Source organism: Microcoleus sp. FACHB-1515 (assembly GCF_014696105.1).
Lineage (GTDB): Bacteria > Cyanobacteriota > Cyanobacteriia > Elainellales > Elainellaceae > JAAUTJ01.
On sequence record NZ_JACJPO010000056.1, the window covers coordinates 135,298 to 153,272 of the forward strand.

The window sequence follows — 17,975 nt, forward strand, 5'->3', positions numbered from 1 at the left end:
GCGATGCCTGCCGCAGTCTCGATCGAAAAACTGCAAAAGCGCTTTGGGAACGTTGAAGCCGTCAAAGACGTATCGCTGCAAGTTCAACCCGGAGAAATCTTTGGCCTGTTGGGGCCAAACGGAGCCGGAAAAACCACGACGCTGCGCTGCCTTTGCACCCTGTCTACGCCGGACAGCGGCTCGATCGAAGTGTCAGGGATATCCGTCCTCGACAACCCCAAACTGGCGCGGCAGCGATTAGGCTATGTCGCCCAACAAGTCGCGCCTGACAAAGTGCTAACCGGGCGCGAACTGCTTCAGCTTCAGGCCGCGCTGTACCATCTGCCAAAGTCGTTTGCAGGCGATCGCATCTCGAAAATGATTTCTCTCCTCGGTCTAGAAGCTTGGGCAGACAAACGCAGCGGCACTTATTCTGGCGGCATTCTCAAGCGGCTCGATCTGGCGATGGGTCTGCTGCATCAGCCGGATGTTTTGGTGCTGGATGAGCCGACGGTGGGACTCGATATCGAAAGTCGATCGGCCATCTGGGATTTTCTGCGACAGCTTAAGGCCAGTGGGACAGCGGTTCTGCTGACCAGCCACTACCTTGAAGAAGTCGATGCTTTGGCCGATCGAGTCGCAATCATCGACAACGGCACGGTGATCGCAGCCGGAACGCCCTCGGAACTAAAAGATCGAGTCGGGGGCGATCGCGTTACGCTCCGCATTCGCGAATTCACATCCGTCGAAGAAGCGAATCAGGCCAGCGTCATGCTCGCTCAGTTTCCCTTTGTGCAGGAAGTGATCGTCAACAGCGCTCAAGGCAACTCGCTAAATCTAGTAGTCACGCCTCAAAGCGATGCGCTCTTAACCATTCAGCAAGCGCTGAAAGAAGCTGGACTTCCCACCTTTGGCATTTCGCAATCGCGCCCCAGCCTCGATGACGTTTATCTAGCGGCAACCGGAAAAACCCTGACTGATGCCGAACTTGCCGCTGCGGGCAGTCGCGATCCCAAGGCGGAGCGCAAGCAAAATATGCGGTAGGGCGATCGATGCCACTCTCCGATCTTCCTGCTCCCGTTGCCGTCAGCCTCGGTGCGATCCCCGGTGCGCTCAGTCGCTACTACTTGGGCTTATTCCTGACTCGCAAGCTGGGATCGCAGTTTCCGTTTGGAACGTTTGCGGTGAATTTGTCCGGATCGCTCTTGATGGGAATCGTGGCGACTTTGGCGATCGAACGAGCGATCCCCGCGAATTTGCAACTCTCGATCGCAACGGGATTTCTTGGTTCTTACACCACTTTTTCCACCTACGCGCTCGATACGGTCGGGCTTTGGCAGTCGAGCAAATCCGCCGCGCTGTTTTACAGTATTGGCAGCATTGGATTTGGGCTGTTGGGATTGGGGTTTGGCGTGATGCTGGTGCGGATGCTGTGAGGGCGGCAGTTGCGATTAGTTTGGGGGCGATCGCTGGAGCGTTGAGCCGTTATTTTGTGGCGATCGCGCTTCAGAACTGGCTGGGAGCAAGTTTTCCGTTTGGAACACTGTTTGTCAACTTGTCGGGCGCGTTTGCGATGGGGTGGTTTTCCGGGTTGGCGATCGCACCGCGATCGCCGGAACTCCGCTTGCTGCTTGCCGTTGGCTTCCTCGGCTCTTACACAACTTTTTCAACCTATGAACTGGATGTCGCCAATCTGCTCGCCCTCAAACAGTGGCAAGCTGCCGTACTGTACTGGCTGGGAAGTGCAATTTTGGGCATTGGGGCGCTAGTGGGTGGCCGACTGGTCGCTGCCAAAAAATCACAAAATTGATGCGGATTTCTACCAGGATGCAGTGAAGCAGGATACCAAATTTGGATAGATTTGAATTTAACCCTGCGTCACTTTTTTATCATTCATCTGCAATGAACGCCGAAGAACTGCTAGAACGTTATGCTGCGGGCGATCGCGATTTTCGCAACGTTGATTTACGCTTTGCCAAACTCACAGGCGCAATCTTAAACGACATCGATCTGAGCGGTGCGATGCTCGAAATTGCTGGGCTGAATAACGTCACGCTGCACAACGCCACGCTCAGAGGTGCATCACTGGCGGGAGCAAACTTAACGAATGCCGATTTGTCTGGAGCAGATTTGTCGGAAGCCGATTTAAGCGCGGCAATTTTGATGCGAGCGAAGCTAGATAATGCCAAATTTAAGGGAACAAATTTGCGCTGGGCGTCCTTGGTCAACGCGACGCCCGCTGATGTTAATTTGCGAGATGCACAGCTCGATCGAACGATCATGCCGTGCGGTTCACCGTCCAGCGTACAAACTTAAGTTGGGCGATCGAACTTTCAGCAAATGCAGTAACTTTAAGAGCAACGAGATCGAGATGTGACTATGACGCAAGGATTTCACGATGAGCTTTCGCTGGCCGATCGCGCCGTTGCGCTGGGTGAACAAGCGATGAAGCAAGGAATCATCCCAAGTTTTGTCGTGCGCCACTACCCCGACAGCCGCCAGTTTCTCATCCCCGATGACTCTGCTGAACCGTTGACTCCAGAGGAAGCTTTTCTGAAGTTCAAGAAGATGCTAGGAGAAATCTAAAGAACTGAGGAGATGCTGAGTCGAGGCCAAACCTCGATCCTCAGCACTGCTCGATCGCGGTTTAACTGCCTTCTTGCGAAGCGTTGCCCGCAGGTTCCGGCGACATAGGACGGCGATCGTAAGGCGTCGGAATATACTGCACGCTGGGGCGTCCGCCTCTGGGTTGCGGGAAAAGATCCATCAGTCGATAAATCGGCTTCGGGAGACCAACGGTGATCGGCAAGCCTAGCTGCTTGGCTTCTTCCACCATGATCGGGTAGTCGTGCGTCACGCGACCAGTCGTCAGCGCCTCGATGATTGAATCGACTTTCTCAGGCGCAACTTTTGGCTTGGGGACAACATCAAGCAGCAAAGTCCGCACAAATTTCTGCACCTGATCGATCGCTTTCTTCGACAAATCCGCCATGATCAGCGTTTGGTCATCAATTTCTGCGATCGGTTTGTCCTGCACGACGCGCAAAATGCTAGCGGCAGCAAAGTTGCCCAACTGCGGATCAACCGGTCCCAAAACCGCATTTTCATCCATGACAATTTCATCCGCTGCCAAGGCGAGCATTGTGCCGCCGCTCATGGCGTAGTGCGGTACAAAAACCGTCACTTTGGCAGGGTGGCGAATCAGAGCGTGGGCAATTTGCTCGGTGGCAAGGACGAGTCCGCCGGGAGTGTGGAGGATTAGATCGATCGGCACGTCGTCGGGCGTGAGGCGAATCGCTCGTAAGACCTGTTCAGAGTCTTCAATGCTGATAAAGCGCGAAATCGGAATTCCCAAGAGGCTAACCGATTCTTGACGGTGAATCAGCAAAATGACGCGACTGTTGCGTCCCTGCTCAAACTCGCGCAGGGCACGAAGGCGACGCAGTTCTGTTGTCTGCCGCTGCCAAGCGGGTTGCACAGAAATGATGAAGAAGATAATCCAAAATAGGTCAGAAAAATTAAAGTTCATTGTCGCGATCGCATAAGACAAATGCCTTTATTCTTCCACTGCCTGGTTTGCGAGCATTCTACCCGCAGAATTAATTCCTATTTGTTACAAGCAACCGCTGTTACAGGCAACCTAAGCGGCTGGCGTGTTGGCAGGTGGGGGAGGCGGAACGTTTTCGATCGGGTCGCTGATTGGGCCACAGCGAACCTGCGTGGCGATCGTCCCCGGTGGCAGTTGGCGGTTAATCAAGCTTGCAACTCGCGTCACGTTGCAGGCTCGCGTTAGGTAAAAGCCATTGCGATATGAACTGGGACCTTGCCAAAGCGCCTGCATCAGCACGGTGTATTGCGTTCCGGGTGGCACAGTCGCTCGCAGTTGCCACAGCGAATTTTCGTTAACCTCTTCCAGCCGAGCCTGCGTCTGCTGCTGAATCTGCGTCATCTCGCTATCGAGATTCAGCAGAAAGCGCTCGGTTTCTGACCAAGCACGACCATCGAGGCGCTCGGTCAGAATGTCGCCCGCCACATTCAAAATTGCCACGCCTCGCGACACCTGCTGCTGCCGCTGCACTCCTGGCAAAGTAATTTCATTGACGAACGTGCTGCGGCTGAAGTCGCCATTGGCAATGCTGGGATACTCAGCTAGCCAATCGCGAATCGTGAAGTTGAAAGCAATCCAGCAGCTTAGCAGGGCGTTGGCAAGAATGACGAGCAGCAGATTTTGCCGCGTTGAAGGCTTGGGAACGGTGAGAGCTGGACCGGGCTTCAAGAAGCTGGTGGTGGAAGCGATCGCAGACGAGATCAGCGGCCAAATCACCCAGGGCACCGAATTTGGCAAATCTGGAAAACTGGCGGCGATGAAAATGCTGTACAGCGCTCCGCTCACCCAGGGGCCGGGTTGAATGTCAATATCAAAAAACGGCACTCTAAATTTGCGTCCGCCCAGCGCCCAAGCGACACTCAGCGTCAAAAATAGCCAGCCCAATGCGGCCAAAGCATCCTTGACGTAATCGGTACGCGCCAGAAACGACATCACAGCGGAAAAAATGCTCAGATACAGCAAGGTTTGCCACGAAAACGTTTTCGGCGGCTTGGCTCGCTGCCAGATGTTGACGATCAGGTTAATAAAGAAGAGATCTCTGAGCAGTGTAAATAGTGAACTCATGGCCTGCTTTATTTCCCCATCAAATAGCGGCGAGCGTGAGTTGGCGCAGCACCAGGACGAGCGAAATTGCGCTGTAGCTCACCAAATTTGCCAGCAGCACGATCGCCGCCAGCCGAGTTCCCCTTGGTCTCGGTCGCTTCAGCGTTGCAAAATTCGGCGTTTGGCGCGGTTCAATTGCTTCTTCTCGCGGTTCTTCGCGCACCCGCTTCAGCAAAATTAGCCCTTGCAGCTTGAGGAAAAAGCTGAGGAAAAACGTAACGATCGCCGTCGGCACTGCCCAGCTTTCCATTCCTTCTGACCACTGGTTAAAAAAGATGAAGTTCAGCAGTTGCAATCGCAAAACCTGGGGCAGCAGCTCTTCCACAAAAAAGAACAGCAGCCAGCCTGCCACAACGGACAGCAGTTCGATCGTGGCGGCATACTCGACGCTGGTGCGCGGCGACACCTGCAACTGACGGCGAAAAATATAACTTTGGATGGCGATCGCAATCAGGACGAACAACGCCTGAAACACAATCGTTCGTAGCGGCACAACGTTCATAGGGGCGGCTCCTTGCCCAAGCTGCTATCCCCATCCTCTCCGATCGCTGACGTTTTCACTGCACTATATTCCTTGTGAGACGGAATTTCTGAATCGAGCAAGCGCTAGTCGTAGAATCATTGCTCGATCGACTAGCCAAAGTAGCGCTATTTATAGCGTAGTTTGTTCCAAGACTCAACACCAATTTAGACCAGCATGTACTACGATCGAATTCTCAAAAGGCAGTTGCAACCAATATGACCACAGGCATTGGCATTCGCACCGCTCAAGCCCGCAGCGAACGCTTGAAAGGACAGATCCACGTCTACGATGGCGTTGGCAAAGGCAAGTCTCAAGCCGCGCTTGGCGTTGTGCTGCGATCGATCGGCTTGGGCATCCACACCGGAGCGCAAACTCGCGTTTTGCTCTTGCGCTTCCTCAAAGGTCCCGGACGCACCTATGACGAAGATGCGGCGATCGAAGCGCTTCAGCGCGGCTTTCCACATTTAATCGATCAGGTGCGAACCGGACGAGCCGAATTTTTTGGTGCAGACGACATTACTCGTTTCGACAAGCTCGAAGCGCAGCGCGGTTGGGACGTGGCAAAGGGCGCGATCGCATCCGGCCTCTATTCAGTTGTCGTGCTGGACGAACTCAATCCCGTGCTGGATTTGGGACTCTTGGCGATCGATGAAGTTGTGCAAACGCTCAAGCGCAAACCGGAAGATCTCGAAATCATTGCGACCGGACGAGGTGCACCCCAACCCCTGCTCGACATCGCCGATCTGCATTCAGAAATGAAGCCCTACCCCGATGCAGGGCACGGCATGGAAGGCATCGAAATTTACACCGGATCGGGCAAAGGCAAATCAACAAGCGCCTTGGGCAAAGCGCTTCAGGCGATCGGCAAAGGCATCAGCCAAGACAAATCGCATCGCGTTTTGATTATGCAGTGGCTCAAAGGCGGCGTCGGCTATACCGAAGATGCGGCGATCGCTGCCCTCCACCAAAGCTATCCCAATTTGGTCGATCATCAGCGCTGTGGACGAGATGCGATCGTCTGGCGCGGCCAGCAGCAAGAACTCGACTACATCGAAGCCGAACGCGGTTGGGAAATTGCCCGCGCCGCGATCGCTTCCGGCCTCTACAAAACGATTATTTTGGATGAGTTAAATCCCACAGTTGATTTAGAATTGCTGCCGCAACAACCGATCGTTCAAGCTTTGTTGCGTAAGCCTCGCGACACCGAAGTGATTATTACCGGACGGTATAAAAATCCGCCCGCCTATTTCGATCTCGCCAGCACTCATTCCGAAGTTTTCAACCACAAACATTACGCTGAGAAAGGTGTGGATTTGAAACGAGGTGTGGATTTTTAAGAAATTTCAGGTTTGGATGGTGTAGCAGTTCTGCGATTGCGATCGCCCACCTCCAATCTGTATGAGCCAAAATCCTGTCGTCTCCACGATCGAACTCACCAAACTCAAGTCTTAATTGCCGCTGCTCTGCTGCCCTGGTTAATTGTTAACCAAGTTGCGGTAAATTACCCACTTAGCATGGCGATCGCTTTCCTGGCGGTTGCAAACATCTTATTAATTTATGGCGTTTTAATTCAAATGATTTTTGCTAGCAAAAATCGCAATCCGCTGGTTTGGGCGCTTGGTGCATTAATTGTCGCAGCAGGTGTACCGCCCACTATTTTGTCATTGCTAAGTTGGCTTCCTCAAAGAACAGGTGGCGCGATTTTTGCGACAGCTTGGACATTCTTCGGTTATCCTTTGTGGAACTATAACGATCGCTCTCATTTGCTGTTCGCTGCTCTAGGAGTTGTACTTCAATTAGTTCTTTTGGCAGGACTGCTGCTGAAATTTCGTCAAACGCTACGCTGCTTGAAGGTAAGTGCGTCTCAGCCCATCGAGACGAATTATTGAATTTTTCTAAGCATTACAGAATCTGGCAACTGTTCAATCTACAGCGCATAATTAAAGTGATCTTTCGATCGCTTTAATTATGCTGCAATCGGCTCAACTGCTGCAAAATCGCTATCGGCTCGATCGCCCTTTAAGCCAAGCAGCAGGACGCGAAACTTGGCTCGCTACTGATACACAAACGCAAGAGCAAGTCGTTGTCAAGCTGTTAGCGTTTAGCGACGCCGTGCAGTGGAATCGTGTGCGGTTGTTTGAGCGTGAGGCCGCAATTTTGCGACAGCTTCAGCACGATCGCATTCCTCAATACCGCGACCAGTTTTGTCTAGACGATCGCCTCTTGTGGTTTGGTTTGGTGCATGACTACATTCCTGGTCGATCGCTCAAAGAAGAACTGAGCGATCGCGGCAAATTTTCTGAAGATGACGTGCGAGCGATCGCAATTTCTGTTCTCGAAGTTCTCGATTATCTACACAGCTTGAATCCGCCCGTCTTGCATCGCGATATCAAGCCGAGCAATTTAATTTGCAGTGCAGACAATCAAATTTATCTCATTGATTTCGGCACAGTTCAAGATCGAATTGCTAAAGAAGGTGCAACCTTTACCGTTGTAGGAACCTATGGCTATGTGCCGCTAGAGCAGCTTGGCGGACGTACCATTCCCGCCTCAGATCTGTATGCGCTTGGTGCAACTTTAATGCATTTGCTAACAGGGATTGCGCCCGCAGATTTACCGCTGCAAGATAGCCGATCGCTGGTTTCCCTCGATGCCAGTCCTGCGTTACGCCGTTGGCTGTTGCGGATGATCGAACCAAATTTCGATCGCCGTTTCACAAGCGCCAAACTCGCTTTGGCAGCGCTGCGATCGACTCAAAAAACTCAAAATATACAGCACAAATTTGTCAATCAACGCATCAAGATTCAAAAAGCTCCGCATCGCTTCAGACTTGAGCTGCCCATGTCATATCAAGTGATTGTACTGCCACTTTTGATAGCAGGAATGATTGCGCTCATCTTCACACTGCCCATTCATTCATTGGCAACAGCAACTCTCTGGATATATGGGATTTGGTTGACCGCACTCCTTGGTGTTTTACCTTTATTTATTTTTTGGCTGCTCACGCTACCAGATGCGATCGCAACTCAAGTCAAAATCAATCCCCAACAATTTGAAATTTGCTGGAAGCTGTTAGGCATTCCGATTCACCGGGTGCGAGGCGAAACGGCTGAGATCGATCGCGTTTATTCAACCACAAATCGTGTTAAAAGCGGACAGTTTGGCATTGGCATCAGTGCCGGAATTCACGAATATCGCCTCAGTCCAACTGGACTGAAGCTGGATGCGGAAGATTGCCGTAAGTTAGCCGCAGAAATTGCAGATTGGCTCGGACTAATAGAGGAAGCATACGATGCCGAAAACTAATCAAATTCTAGTCGATCGCTACAGGCTCGATCGCCAGCTTGGACAAAATGCTAGTCGCCAAACTTGGCTCGCGACAGATATCGAAACGCAAGCCGCTGTCGTCGTCAAGCTATTGGCATTTAATCCGCAGATGCAATGGGAAGAATCAAAGTTGTTTGAGCGCGAAGCCGCTGTTCTACAATCGCTCAATCATTCCCAAATTCCCAAGTACCAAGATTTTTTTACGCTCGACAGTCTTCCCGATTCTCGATTTCCCTGGTTTGGCTTAGTCCAAACCAACATTCCGGGTGAATCGCTGCAAGCGAAAGTCGATCGAGGCGATCGCTTCCATGAATCTGACATTGAAAAAATTGCTCGCGAGCTATTAGCAGTTTTATCCTACTTGCACAATCTTAATCCGCCAGTGCTGCACCGGGATATCAAGCCAAGCAACATTATTTGGGGCAAAGACGATCGAATTCATCTTGTTGATTTTGGCGCAGTGCAAGACCAAGCGGCTCAAGAAGGCGCAACGTTTACTGTTGTAGGAACTTATGGCTATGTACCAATTGAACAGTTTGGTGGACGCGCCGTTCCTGCCTCAGATTTGTATGCTCTAGGAATGACGCTGATCCATTTGGTGACGGGAATTTCACCTGCGGATTTACCTCAAGAACATGGGCATATTCAATTTCGCAATACCCTACCGAGACGCCACGATACCCTACCGAGACGCCACGATACCGTGCCGGGAGCGCTTCGCAATCACCTTGCGCTAGATGCAGGTTGGATTAATTGGCTGGAAAAAATAACCGCACCGAATTGGGGCGATCGCTTTCCTTCTGCTCAAGCTGCATTAGATGCATTAAGTCAGCGACAATTGCTGCTAACGCGATCGCAAACGCCTCAGCCTCGCGGCAGCAAAATTAAGATGAAGCGATCGCCCCAATCGCTAGAGTTTCTTACGCCTGCGAGGGGTCGCGCTGCATTTAGCGTGGTGCAAATTGTTGGTTTAGTGGTGATGTCGATCGCTCAGGCTGGCGTCTTGGGATTGGTTATTTTGCTGATGGGAGTCGCTTGGATAGGCGGCACTTTTGCGGTATGGCTGCTGTTAGCAATTGCGCTGCTATTAGGCTTTAATATTGCTCCTGCATTTACGCGCATTCGTTTAGTTTGCGATCGAAACTGGCTCATGCTCAGACACGAGCTATTCGGCATTTGCTACCGCAAACAGATTATTCCGCTCGACAAAATTCAAGAAATTTTTGCAGGGGATGATCTTGATCGATTGGAGAAGACAATTCGGGCAAGCATCGCATCTTCCTATAGAGCCTATCCTCATTTATTTTGTGAATTCCAGGCTGCTTGTCGTGCCGCCTTGGTCAAGTTTAGTGATCGACTCGTCATTCAAGCCAGCGATCGATTCTACAGAACGAATCTGCTTTCACTTGCCGAGCGAATTTGGCTGCGCGATGAACTTTTGCACTGGTTGAAACAAGCGCGATCGACTAGGCCAAATTCGCGAACTGATGTACCATAAATTCAGTTTTCAAAGGTTGGAGTGAATGCTGCCCAGCGAATTATTAATCAGTCGGCACAGCGGCGAGGAACTGACGCCGAAGCGGTTGGCGATTGCGCCTCACAATCTCGAAATGGCCGAAGAACTCATTCGCCTGTTTGCTGCCGCAAGGGGGACAACGCAGGGCGAACTGAATCGGCAACTGCTGGAGCTTGAAGGCGAAGACACTGACTATCGCATCAAGCGCGGACTTGCTCATTTGCTGAAGGCCGAGGCGTTCAGTACGTTTGAGGTCGTGAGTCCGCTAGAGCCGCAGTTGTTGCGATCGCGCGTCTTTGCCCTTGCTGCCCAGTCTGCGCCGTTGCCACAAACCGCTCCCAACACGCTTGACGCTCTGGCCGATCATCTCAGTTCCGAACTGGGCTACGAAGTTTTTCCCGACCAGATTCGCTGCGGACTTTATGCCGACTTGCAGGAAAATCGCATTCTGACGCAGTTCGATGCGCCCACACCTGAAGCCCTCCTGCACCGCTACAATTTGTCGCAAGTTCAAGGCGTTTTCTACCGCGCCAGCCACATTTTGATCAACGCGCACCGCAACGATCCGGGTGAGTATAAGCTGCTGTTTCGCTACCTGAAGCTGTTCGGCCTGATGACCTACATCGAAGGCGACGCCGATCACGGCTTTACGATTACGATCGACGGTCCCACCAGCCTTTTCAAGCCCAGCACCCGCTACGGACTCGACATCGCCAAATTGATCCCCGCGCTGTTGCACGTGACGCGCTGGAGCCTCAAAGCCGATTTACACATCAAAGACAACTACAGCAACAAAGATAAAACGCGCCGCTTCAGCCTCAATTCCGACTGTGGCCTCGTCTCGCACTATCCACCCGGAAAGCCCTACGACAGCATGTTAGAAGCTTCATTTGCCGATCGCTGGCCGACGACGAGCGACTGGCAGCTAGAGCGCGAGGTGGATCTGATTCCGATTCCCGGCAGCGTCATGATCCCGGACTTTCGACTCGTTCACGCAGACGGACGATCGTTCCTGCTCGAAATTGTCGGCTATTGGCGACCGGAATATTTGCGGAAGAAATTCTTTCAAGTCCAACAGTCGGGACGCGACGACATTATTTTGGCAATTAGCGATCGCCTCAACCTTGAAAAAGCCGGAGTCAAAGTCAACGAAACGCCTGCTCGCGTCGTCTGGTTCAAAGACAAGCTTTCTCCCAAAGCCGTCCTATCCATCCTCGAAGCACAATCCACGCCTTAATTGCCTCTTAGCATTGCCGACCAATAAGAAACGCCGTGTTTGCCAAAGTGAATGCTGGCAACAATCATCCAGTGTTCTAAACATTCAACCAGCCAGTTGACGCCCTGACTATCTTGCATTTCATATTCTCGAAACAAAGCCGCAAATCGTTCTGCGAGGTGCGATCGAATCGCGTCCAAATTCGGATCAATTCCTGCCTCAGAAGCAAGCGGTGAGTTGCCGTTGTGACACACTAAAACGATTTTGAGCAGCAGTCCGACCGTCAGCATCGTCCCCAAATTAGCCGTCAAATCAAGCAGCTTCACGTGACCGTCGATGCGATCGCGCGGCGGCTCTAGCAGCACATCCAGCAGATGCGTACAAGTTTGCACTCGTAAACTCACGTTTGGCGGCTGATTGTCATGTTGGGGCAGCGCAGTTTGTAGCTGTTGATGCAGCCAGCGACCAAAGTGGTGATCGGCATAATCGTAATCCGGACGGCTATGGGGATTGTGCATCCGAAAGGCTTGGGTGGCAAACGCGCAAAGCTCTTGGTGAAGCTGCGCTTTGAACGCACGATGATTGGGAAGCTGGTGCGATCGCAACACAAGCTGACGCGCCGCTTCGTGATAGCTCATCGCTCCAACGCCTTCATAGCTGAAGTGCCGCAGCGCTCGATCGACTTCTGCCGTGTCGAGCAGCGTGGGATTTTCGGGTAGCGTTTGCGATCGATGCCGATGTCCAGACATCTTTCGCAAGCCATAGCGCCACAGCATCTCTTCAATTTCCTGTTCGCGATTTTGCTGATGCTGATGCACGGCATCTCGTCCGCCTTCGCTGCTGTCAAACTCCAACAGATAGTGCGGGTAAAGCGGCGGAAAACGGCTGATTAATTCGCGCAGCGGACGAGTTTTGCGGTTTTGTTTGGTGTCGTGCAGATTTTTGCTGGCCGAAGCGCGTCGCTGCAACACTTGATGCTGACTGCTTTGGACAAATTGCTGCACCAGTTCGTGTAGCCGCTGCACCGAAGCTGCATCATTGGCGCGTGGCGTTTCTTGAAATAGTGCAATTAGCCGTTCTGTTGCTTCTCCCCCATTGGGCAAATAGCTCCAATAGTTGATCAAGATGTAGCAGCAGCGGTTGAGAATCGCGCTGAAGCGGCGATCTGCCCAACGACAATTGGCAAGACGATGAACGGCCTGCTGAATCTCGTGTTTTTGATAGCCGCTGCCGTGAATAAACAAATGACGGTAACGATCGATCAGTTGTGAGCAAGATTCAGCTTGACGAACGAGTTGCAGGTGATTGAACAGCAGTTTTTCATCCGCTTCAAAATCGGCATACGAATAGCTTGACCGCATGGACATGAAAAGATGCCTACTTGGGATACACCACCAACGAAGAGGAACAGCGACTCAACAACAGCAAAAGCGATTCAGTGACAACGGCAAGTATCGACAGCAAGTGACAACGGCAATTAGCAACGGCCAGATATCCGAAAGAACTTGGTTTTTCAGGAAGATTTCGGAAAATTCTACCGTGAGGATAAAATTTCCTACTTGTTAGCATAGGACACTTACCGAACTGGCTTGAAGAATTTCAGCAATCTTTAACTCACTTCACTTCCATCAAGCAAATAGCGTCTGAGCAGTCGCGTTAAACCATAATTTGCTTCATCAATTTCCAGCAGCGATCGCCTGCGGAGTGAATTCAAAGCGGCTCGTAATTGGCGCGATCGATTAGCGGTTTGAATCTCGCTAAACGTGGCAGGTTCATGTTCGGCCAAATAGTTCACCACCTGTCGTTCCAGCGGCGACAAGCGAGCGAATTGGGTTTCAATTTGCGATCGCGCATGGTCTAACAGCACTTCTTCTTGCGACTCTTCGAGATATTGGGCAATATCGCCACCATAGAAATCACGAATGAAAGCAGCAACTTCATTCAGCGCGTAAGGATTGCCATCATACAGCCGCATTAATGTCCACCAGTCGCCATCGCTGCCGCTGAAACTGCCTTTGTGGTTGAACACCGTGCGGACGCTGCGATCGCCCAATCCTCGAACCGGAAAAGACTGAACCGCAGCAGGCATTTGTTCTTTGAGCGCGGCAATTTCTTTGGGTTCTTCGCGACTTGTGAGAATGAAGCAGCTTTGATGCATCGTGTGGCCGATTTCGCTGAACAGTTGACCATATTCTTCATAGCCGTCTAGGTATGCACCATCATGAACGCCGCCTTGCAACAGCGCTTCAAAACCGTCTAAAACAATTAAACAGCGACGATCGCGCAATTGGTCGCGCAGTCGCTTGGCTGGACGATCGCTTAAAACCTCCTGCAAATCCGCAATCAGCGCGTCCATCGTGGGTCGCTGGTGAACGATCGATCGCCAAATGCACACCTGAAACTGATCCCAAACTGTTTCCCCCAGTTTTGCCGCCAGTGCTGTTTTGCCCACACCGCCAATGCCATACAGCGTCAGCAGCCGACAACCGCGCAGGCGAATTTGTCGCGCAAGCTGATTTAAGTCAGAATTGCGCCCCACAAACAGCGGCACATCCGGCACAAATCGATACCAATCTTCGCGATCGATTTCCAGTTCACTGCGATTTTCTGAGGGATTTGCTGAAGTTATGCTGTTCAAATCATTCGGATGCATTGCTTTCCAAGCGCGATCGATCAACCCCTGCAAAGTGTTCTTTTTGACAGGTTCACCCAGCACTTGAGAAAGTTTTTTCCGCAGTTTAGCCGCCACATTGCGTTCAAGATGTTCAAGGCTAGTTCGATTTTTGCAGGTTTGATAAATCTCTTGATAAGAATCACCGTTCCAAGCACCCTTGAAAACAATACGCTCTAAGTCGCTGAGGCGGAGGTTTTGCTGGGCAAGCAGCGATTCAACGAATTCCAAAGCTTCGTCGGCAGTCATGGGCGATCGCGTCGTAGATGCTACAGGACAGCATAGGCTGAACTAAGCTGTAGTTTCCTGTACTTTGTAAACATTTCAGCTTTACCTCGCTCCAAAAAAACTTGATTCTTCTGTATTTCGAGAATTGAACGGTGTTTCTAAACTTGAAAGTAATCAAGCTTCTAGGTCATTTGCAGCGATCGAACTTGATTGTTGGCCTGTTCATCAAACGACAGCTTACAACCAGGAGGAACTTTCATGTTGAGCGATTCAAGCTTTACGAGCGAGTGTCCAAAATGCGGCAAAAAAGCGCTGATCAAGCGGCAAGATAGCCTTTATCAGTGCCTTGCTTGCAACTTCAAAAAAGATCTAGAAAAGCCAGAAGCAGAACCTTCTGGCATCGCGCTGGCCTTTGCGATCGCCCTGCTGATCATTTTGATTGTCACAGTTACCCACTATGGAATCACTAATCCTTGTGCGCCAAACGATTTGCAGTGCATCGAGCGGGAACGATTGAATCGCTAAAGCGCTGTTTTGTGTGGGTGCATCTGCCGTTCTCTGTTTTTTGGAGGAACCGTGATGGCTAACCAAATCGAATCACTAGAGCGAGAAGCGATCGTGACCCTGACGATCGCCCCCGGACGCGCCGGACAAGTGCAGTTTCAAGGTTCATGGTGGAAAGCTCGCTGTGCCGATGCGATTACCTTGCTGCCCGGAACGATTGTGTATGTGATCGATCGCCAGTTCGTGACCACGCTCTACGTTAAGCCTGTGGTTGCATCGGTTTGAAACAGCCAGCCCTGATTCCCTAGATCCCTTAACCCCTTCATTTGTGGAAGAAGGGAAATTGGATTTCAAAGTCCCTCTCCTCTAGGGAGAGGGATTTAGGGTGAGGGCAAAAGCAATTAGGACGATTTGATGATTGGAGGCACGATCGCCCTTCCAAAATCACTGCCGCACTTCAAACTGCCGCAAATTTTCCGGCGGCTCATATTCGATCGCTACTTCATCTACGATCGCCCAACTCGATCCCTGATGACACCAGCGCAACATTTCTTGAACCGTCTCCGCTGATCCTTCAAACACGGCTTCCACCCGCCCATCACTCAGATTCCGCACCCAGCCATTCAGCTTCAGCGCAATTGCCTGATCGTAAGTAGCGGCTCGATAGCCTACGCCCTGCACTCGACCGGAGACCCAAACGTGAGCGCGAATTAGCGAGGTTGAATCAGTCATAAAAACGGGCGAGAAGCATGATGGAATCAGGCTTGAGGCAGAAATCGCGACTTCAGTTCGGGAAACCGTACAGAAAAACTGGTTGCAGTTCAATCCATCGTTCGCTAAATTAGCACTCAGAGGTCGAGAGTGCTAATGTGGTTTAGGACTTGACCTCGATCGCGCCGATCCATAAGTTTGAATTGGCTTGTGAATCGATCGCCAACTGCAAGTTTAGCTCCGAATCCAGACGGGTTGGAGTTTTATTTTGTGTGTCGTAGTTTTAGTTGAAACTGGAAAGTTTTGGAGAGTTTTGTATGGCAGCCGTATCTCTAAGCGTTTCGACGGTTAAACCGCTGGGTGAGCGCGTCTTTATCAAAGTCAGCGCGTCGGAAGAAAAAACCGCAGGCGGCATTTTGCTCCCCGATACTGCGAAGGAAAAGCCGCAGGTGGGCGAAATTGTGGCCGTTGGTTCGGGCAAGCGCAACGATGACGGTTCACGCTCGGAACTCGAAGTCAAAGTGGGTGACAAAGTTCTCTACTCGAAGTACGCCGGAACCGATGTGAAACTCGGCTCGGATGAATATGTGCTTCTGTCTGAAAAAGACATTTTGGCGATCGTTTCCTAGCGGCGCAGATGCCGTGAACGAAAGTTCCGGCTGAAAGCTGAAACCCATCGAAATGAAATGGGTTTTGCGATTGGTTTGAGTCCGTTTCAACTGACTTGAGCTTTGAGCCAGGAAATTGATTTCCTGGTGCAAGTATGTAACTCCTGCTAGAAGTTTCGATCGATTTCGCTCCATTTGAATTACCCCAACAACACAGGAATCTATGGCTAAGCGCATCATTTATAACGAGAATGCTCGTCGCGCCTTGGAAAAAGGCATTGATATTTTGGCCGAAGCCGTCGCCGTGACGCTGGGTCCCAAAGGTCGCAACGTCGTGCTGGAAAAGAAATTTGGCGCTCCCCAAATTGTCAATGACGGTGTGACGATCGCCAAAGAAATTGAACTGGAAGACCACATTGAAAACACCGGAGTTTCGCTGATTCGTCAGGCCGCTTCCAAGACGAACGATGCCGCAGGTGACGGCACCACAACCGCTACCGTTCTGGCTCACGCGATGGTGAAAGAAGGTCTGCGGAACGTGGCCGCTGGAGCTAACGCGATCTCGCTGAAGCGCGGCGTGGACAAAGCCACCGCTTTCCTGGTCGATCGCATTGCCGAACACGCCCGTCAGGTGGAAGACACCAAGGCGATCGCGCAGGTCGGTTCGATTTCGGCGGGTAACGACGAAGAAGTCGGCGCGATGATCGCGGAAGCGATGGAAAAGGTCGGTCGCGAAGGCGTGATTTCGCTGGAAGAAGGCAAGTCGATGACGACTGAACTGGAAGTCACCGAAGGAATGCGCTTCGACAAAGGCTACATCTCGCCTTACTTCGCAACGGATACCGAGCGGATGGAAGCCGTTCTCGATGAGCCGTTCTTGCTGATCACTGACAAGAAGATCACGCTGGTTCAAGATCTCGTTCCCGTGCTGGAGCAAGTCGCCCGCGCCGGACGCCCGCTGCTGATTTTGGCAGAAGACATTGAGAAGGAAGCGCTGGCAACGCTGGTTGTCAACCGTCTGCGTGGCGTGTTGAACGTGGCGGCTGTTAAGGCTCCGGGCTTTGGCGATCGCCGGAAAGCCATGCTCGAAGACATCGCCGTTCTCACAGGCGGTCAACTGATCACCGAAGATGCTGGCCTGAAGATCGACACGGCTCGCCTCGACATGCTGGGCAAAGCTCGCCGCGTCACGATCACCAAAGACAGCACCACGATCGTCGCAGAAGGCAACGAAGCTGGCGTCAAAGCTCGCGTTGAGCAAATTCGTCGTCAAATGGAAGAAACTGATTCTTCCTACGACAAGGAAAAGCTGCAAGAGCGCTTGGCAAAACTGTCGGGCGGTGTTGCTGTCGTTAAAGTCGGCGCGGCAACGGAAACCGAAATGAAAGACCGCAAGCTGCGCCTCGAAGACGCGATCAACGCAACCAAGGCCGCAGTCGAAGAAGGCATCGTTCCCGGTGGCGGCACGACGCTGGCACACCTCTCGCCCAGCCTGGAAGAGTGGGCAACCGCCAACCTCAAGGACGAAGAATTGATTGGCGCGATGATTGTGGCGCGATCGCTTTCTGCTCCGCTCAAGCGCATTGCCGAAAACGCCGGACAAAACGGCGCAGTCATTGCTGAGCGTGTCAAAGAGAAGGACTTCAACGTCGGCTACAACGCGGCCAGCAATCAGTTCGTCGATATGTTTGAGGCGGGCATTGTTGACCCTGCAAAGGTGACGCGATCGGCACTCCAAAATGCCGCTTCGATCGCCGGAATGGTGCTGACAACCGAGTGCATCGTCGTTGACAAACCCGAACCCAAAGATGCTGCGGCAGCGGGTGCTGGCGCGGGCATGGGCGGCGACTTCGATTACTAGACGCGAGATCTTCGCGTCTGTACGGGTCGGGTGTCGGCATCCGAGCCTGAAGAAGTGAAGAGGGCGATCGTCTTTTTGAAGGGGCGATCGTCCTCTTGTGTAGAACGAATGAAGTTTCTT

General features: G+C 51.9%; 20 protein-coding genes. 14 read left to right on the plus strand and 6 right to left on the minus strand.

Annotated elements, in window-relative coordinates; all coding sequences use genetic code 11:
- Window positions 1-3 precede the first annotated feature (3 nt).
- The 5 genes from H6F67_RS19225 to H6F67_RS19240 all read left to right on the plus strand — a co-directional run bounded on the left by H6F67_RS19225 (window position 4) and on the right by H6F67_RS19240 (window position 2,565).
- A complete protein-coding gene (locus H6F67_RS19225; RefSeq protein ID WP_190768238.1) occupies window positions 4-1,023 on the plus strand; it encodes an ATP-binding cassette domain-containing protein in 1,020 nt (339 codons plus the stop codon).
- Window positions 1,024-1,031: 8 nt separating this feature from the next.
- Complete coding sequence (crcB, locus tag H6F67_RS27410) at window positions 1,032-1,415, plus strand: fluoride efflux transporter CrcB (RefSeq protein WP_199304517.1); 384 nt, start codon at window positions 1,032-1,034, stop codon at window positions 1,413-1,415.
- Window positions 1,412-1,789 carry a fluoride efflux transporter CrcB gene (crcB, locus tag H6F67_RS27415; protein WP_313926867.1) on the plus strand — a complete coding sequence of 126 codons (378 nt, stop codon included), beginning with the start codon at window positions 1,412-1,414 and terminating at the stop codon, window positions 1,787-1,789. The genes crcB (H6F67_RS27410) and crcB (H6F67_RS27415) overlap by 4 nt, the downstream gene beginning before the upstream one ends.
- Before the next feature lie 92 nt (window positions 1,790-1,881).
- Complete coding sequence (locus tag H6F67_RS19235; RefSeq protein WP_190768240.1) at window positions 1,882-2,295, plus strand: pentapeptide repeat-containing protein; 414 nt, start codon at window positions 1,882-1,884, stop codon at window positions 2,293-2,295.
- Between the two features lie 63 nt (window positions 2,296-2,358).
- A complete protein-coding gene (locus H6F67_RS19240; RefSeq protein ID WP_190768241.1) occupies window positions 2,359-2,565 on the plus strand; it encodes a hypothetical protein in 207 nt (68 codons plus the stop codon).
- A 61-nt stretch (window positions 2,566-2,626) separates the two neighbouring features.
- On the opposite strand, the gene H6F67_RS19245 is transcribed toward H6F67_RS19240, so the two are convergent.
- The 3 genes from H6F67_RS19245 to fraC all read right to left on the minus strand — a co-directional run bounded on the left by H6F67_RS19245 (window position 2,627) and on the right by fraC (window position 5,192).
- Complete coding sequence (locus tag H6F67_RS19245) at window positions 2,627-3,508, minus strand: SDH family Clp fold serine proteinase (protein WP_190768242.1); 882 nt, start codon at window positions 3,506-3,508, stop codon at window positions 2,627-2,629.
- Window positions 3,509-3,619: 111 nt separating this feature from the next.
- Window positions 3,620-4,651, minus strand: a complete 1,032-nt coding sequence (locus H6F67_RS19250; protein ID WP_190768243.1) for a DUF5357 family protein — start codon at window positions 4,649-4,651, stop codon at window positions 3,620-3,622.
- Between the two features lie 19 nt (window positions 4,652-4,670).
- Complete coding sequence (fraC, locus tag H6F67_RS19255; protein WP_190768244.1) at window positions 4,671-5,192, minus strand: filament integrity protein FraC; 522 nt, start codon at window positions 5,190-5,192, stop codon at window positions 4,671-4,673.
- Between the two features lie 236 nt (window positions 5,193-5,428).
- Here fraC and H6F67_RS19260 point away from each other — a divergent pair, with 236 nt between their 5' ends.
- From H6F67_RS19260 to H6F67_RS19280, 5 genes are all read left to right on the plus strand, one after another.
- The gene (locus H6F67_RS19260; RefSeq protein ID WP_190768245.1) at window positions 5,429-6,550 is read left to right on the plus strand and encodes a cob(I)yrinic acid a,c-diamide adenosyltransferase; all 1,122 of its coding nucleotides are present in this window, start codon (window positions 5,429-5,431) and stop codon (window positions 6,548-6,550) included.
- 177 nt (window positions 6,551-6,727) lie between these two features.
- Entirely contained in the window at window positions 6,728-7,102 is a 375-nt protein-coding gene (locus tag H6F67_RS19265; protein ID WP_190768246.1) for a hypothetical protein, read from the plus strand.
- Between the two features lie 79 nt (window positions 7,103-7,181).
- On the plus strand, window positions 7,182-8,519 hold the full coding sequence (locus tag H6F67_RS19270; protein WP_190768247.1) for a serine/threonine-protein kinase: 1,338 nt from the start codon (window positions 7,182-7,184) through the stop codon (window positions 8,517-8,519).
- A complete protein-coding gene (locus tag H6F67_RS19275) occupies window positions 8,506-10,038 on the plus strand; it encodes a serine/threonine-protein kinase (protein ID WP_190768248.1) in 1,533 nt (510 codons plus the stop codon). The genes H6F67_RS19270 and H6F67_RS19275 overlap by 14 nt, the downstream gene beginning before the upstream one ends.
- A 25-nt stretch (window positions 10,039-10,063) precedes the next feature.
- The gene (locus H6F67_RS19280; protein WP_190768249.1) at window positions 10,064-11,293 is read left to right on the plus strand and encodes a DUF790 family protein; all 1,230 of its coding nucleotides are present in this window, start codon (window positions 10,064-10,066) and stop codon (window positions 11,291-11,293) included.
- Here H6F67_RS19280 and H6F67_RS19285 read toward each other — a convergent pair.
- Entirely contained in the window at window positions 11,290-12,639 is a 1,350-nt protein-coding gene (locus H6F67_RS19285; RefSeq protein WP_190768250.1) for a hypothetical protein, read from the minus strand. The two genes, H6F67_RS19280 and H6F67_RS19285, sit on opposite strands and share 4 nt — an antisense overlap.
- A 242-nt stretch (window positions 12,640-12,881) precedes the next feature.
- The gene (locus tag H6F67_RS19290; RefSeq protein WP_190768251.1) at window positions 12,882-14,192 is read right to left on the minus strand and encodes an NB-ARC domain-containing protein; all 1,311 of its coding nucleotides are present in this window, start codon (window positions 14,190-14,192) and stop codon (window positions 12,882-12,884) included.
- 237 nt (window positions 14,193-14,429) lie between these two features.
- On the opposite strand from H6F67_RS19290, the gene H6F67_RS19295 reads away from it, so the two are divergent.
- The gene (locus tag H6F67_RS19295; RefSeq protein WP_190768252.1) at window positions 14,430-14,696 is read left to right on the plus strand and encodes a hypothetical protein; all 267 of its coding nucleotides are present in this window, start codon (window positions 14,430-14,432) and stop codon (window positions 14,694-14,696) included.
- A gap of 54 nt (window positions 14,697-14,750) precedes the next feature.
- Window positions 14,751-14,960, plus strand: coding sequence for an NfeD family protein (locus H6F67_RS19300; RefSeq protein WP_190768253.1), 210 nt, complete (start codon window positions 14,751-14,753; stop codon window positions 14,958-14,960).
- A 159-nt stretch (window positions 14,961-15,119) separates the two neighbouring features.
- On the opposite strand, the gene H6F67_RS19305 is transcribed toward H6F67_RS19300, so the two are convergent.
- Window positions 15,120-15,407, minus strand: a complete 288-nt coding sequence (locus H6F67_RS19305; protein WP_190768254.1) for an acylphosphatase — start codon at window positions 15,405-15,407, stop codon at window positions 15,120-15,122.
- A gap of 296 nt (window positions 15,408-15,703) precedes the next feature.
- Here H6F67_RS19305 and groES point away from each other — a divergent pair, with 296 nt between their 5' ends.
- Together groES and groL are read left to right on the plus strand one after the other, a co-directional pair.
- Window positions 15,704-16,015: a co-chaperone GroES gene (gene groES, locus H6F67_RS19310; RefSeq protein ID WP_190768255.1), complete on the plus strand. Its 312-nt coding sequence runs from the start codon at window positions 15,704-15,706 to the stop codon at window positions 16,013-16,015.
- 202 nt (window positions 16,016-16,217) lie between these two features.
- A complete protein-coding gene (gene groL / locus H6F67_RS19315) occupies window positions 16,218-17,855 on the plus strand; it encodes a chaperonin GroEL (protein ID WP_190768256.1) in 1,638 nt (545 codons plus the stop codon).
- Window positions 17,856-17,975: the final 120 nt, after the last annotated feature.

Excerpts from the sequence above, each read along its gene's own strand:
- H6F67_RS19305 (WP_190768254.1), bottom strand. The coding sequence starts at position 15,407 with ATGACTGATTCAACCTCGCTAATTCGCGCTCACGTTTGGGTCTCCGGT.
- H6F67_RS19245 (WP_190768242.1), bottom strand. The coding sequence starts at position 3,508 with ATGAACTTTAATTTTTCTGACCTATTTTGGATTATCTTCTTCATCATT.
- fraC (WP_190768244.1), bottom strand. The coding sequence starts at position 5,192 with ATGAACGTTGTGCCGCTACGAACGATTGTGTTTCAGGCGTTGTTCGTC.
- H6F67_RS19260 (WP_190768245.1), top strand. The coding sequence starts at position 5,429 with ATGACCACAGGCATTGGCATTCGCACCGCTCAAGCCCGCAGCGAACGC.
- H6F67_RS19250 (WP_190768243.1), bottom strand. The coding sequence starts at position 4,651 with ATGAGTTCACTATTTACACTGCTCAGAGATCTCTTCTTTATTAACCTG.
- groL (WP_190768256.1), top strand. The coding sequence starts at position 16,218 with ATGGCTAAGCGCATCATTTATAACGAGAATGCTCGTCGCGCCTTGGAA.
- crcB (WP_199304517.1), top strand. The coding sequence starts at position 1,032 with ATGCCACTCTCCGATCTTCCTGCTCCCGTTGCCGTCAGCCTCGGTGCG.
- H6F67_RS19275 (WP_190768248.1), top strand. The coding sequence starts at position 8,506 with ATGCCGAAAACTAATCAAATTCTAGTCGATCGCTACAGGCTCGATCGC.
- H6F67_RS19265 (WP_190768246.1), top strand. The coding sequence starts at position 6,728 with ATGGCGATCGCTTTCCTGGCGGTTGCAAACATCTTATTAATTTATGGC.
- H6F67_RS19225 (WP_190768238.1), top strand. The coding sequence starts at position 4 with ATGCCTGCCGCAGTCTCGATCGAAAAACTGCAAAAGCGCTTTGGGAAC.
- H6F67_RS19300 (WP_190768253.1), top strand. The coding sequence starts at position 14,751 with ATGGCTAACCAAATCGAATCACTAGAGCGAGAAGCGATCGTGACCCTG.
- H6F67_RS19290 (WP_190768251.1), bottom strand. The coding sequence starts at position 14,192 with ATGACTGCCGACGAAGCTTTGGAATTCGTTGAATCGCTGCTTGCCCAG.
- groES (WP_190768255.1), top strand. The coding sequence starts at position 15,704 with ATGGCAGCCGTATCTCTAAGCGTTTCGACGGTTAAACCGCTGGGTGAG.
- H6F67_RS19295 (WP_190768252.1), top strand. The coding sequence starts at position 14,430 with ATGTTGAGCGATTCAAGCTTTACGAGCGAGTGTCCAAAATGCGGCAAA.
- H6F67_RS19240 (WP_190768241.1), top strand. The coding sequence starts at position 2,359 with ATGACGCAAGGATTTCACGATGAGCTTTCGCTGGCCGATCGCGCCGTT.
- H6F67_RS19235 (WP_190768240.1), top strand. The coding sequence starts at position 1,882 with ATGAACGCCGAAGAACTGCTAGAACGTTATGCTGCGGGCGATCGCGAT.
- H6F67_RS19280 (WP_190768249.1), top strand. The coding sequence starts at position 10,064 with ATGCTGCCCAGCGAATTATTAATCAGTCGGCACAGCGGCGAGGAACTG.
- H6F67_RS19285 (WP_190768250.1), bottom strand. The coding sequence starts at position 12,639 with ATGTCCATGCGGTCAAGCTATTCGTATGCCGATTTTGAAGCGGATGAA.
- H6F67_RS19270 (WP_190768247.1), top strand. The coding sequence starts at position 7,182 with ATGCTGCAATCGGCTCAACTGCTGCAAAATCGCTATCGGCTCGATCGC.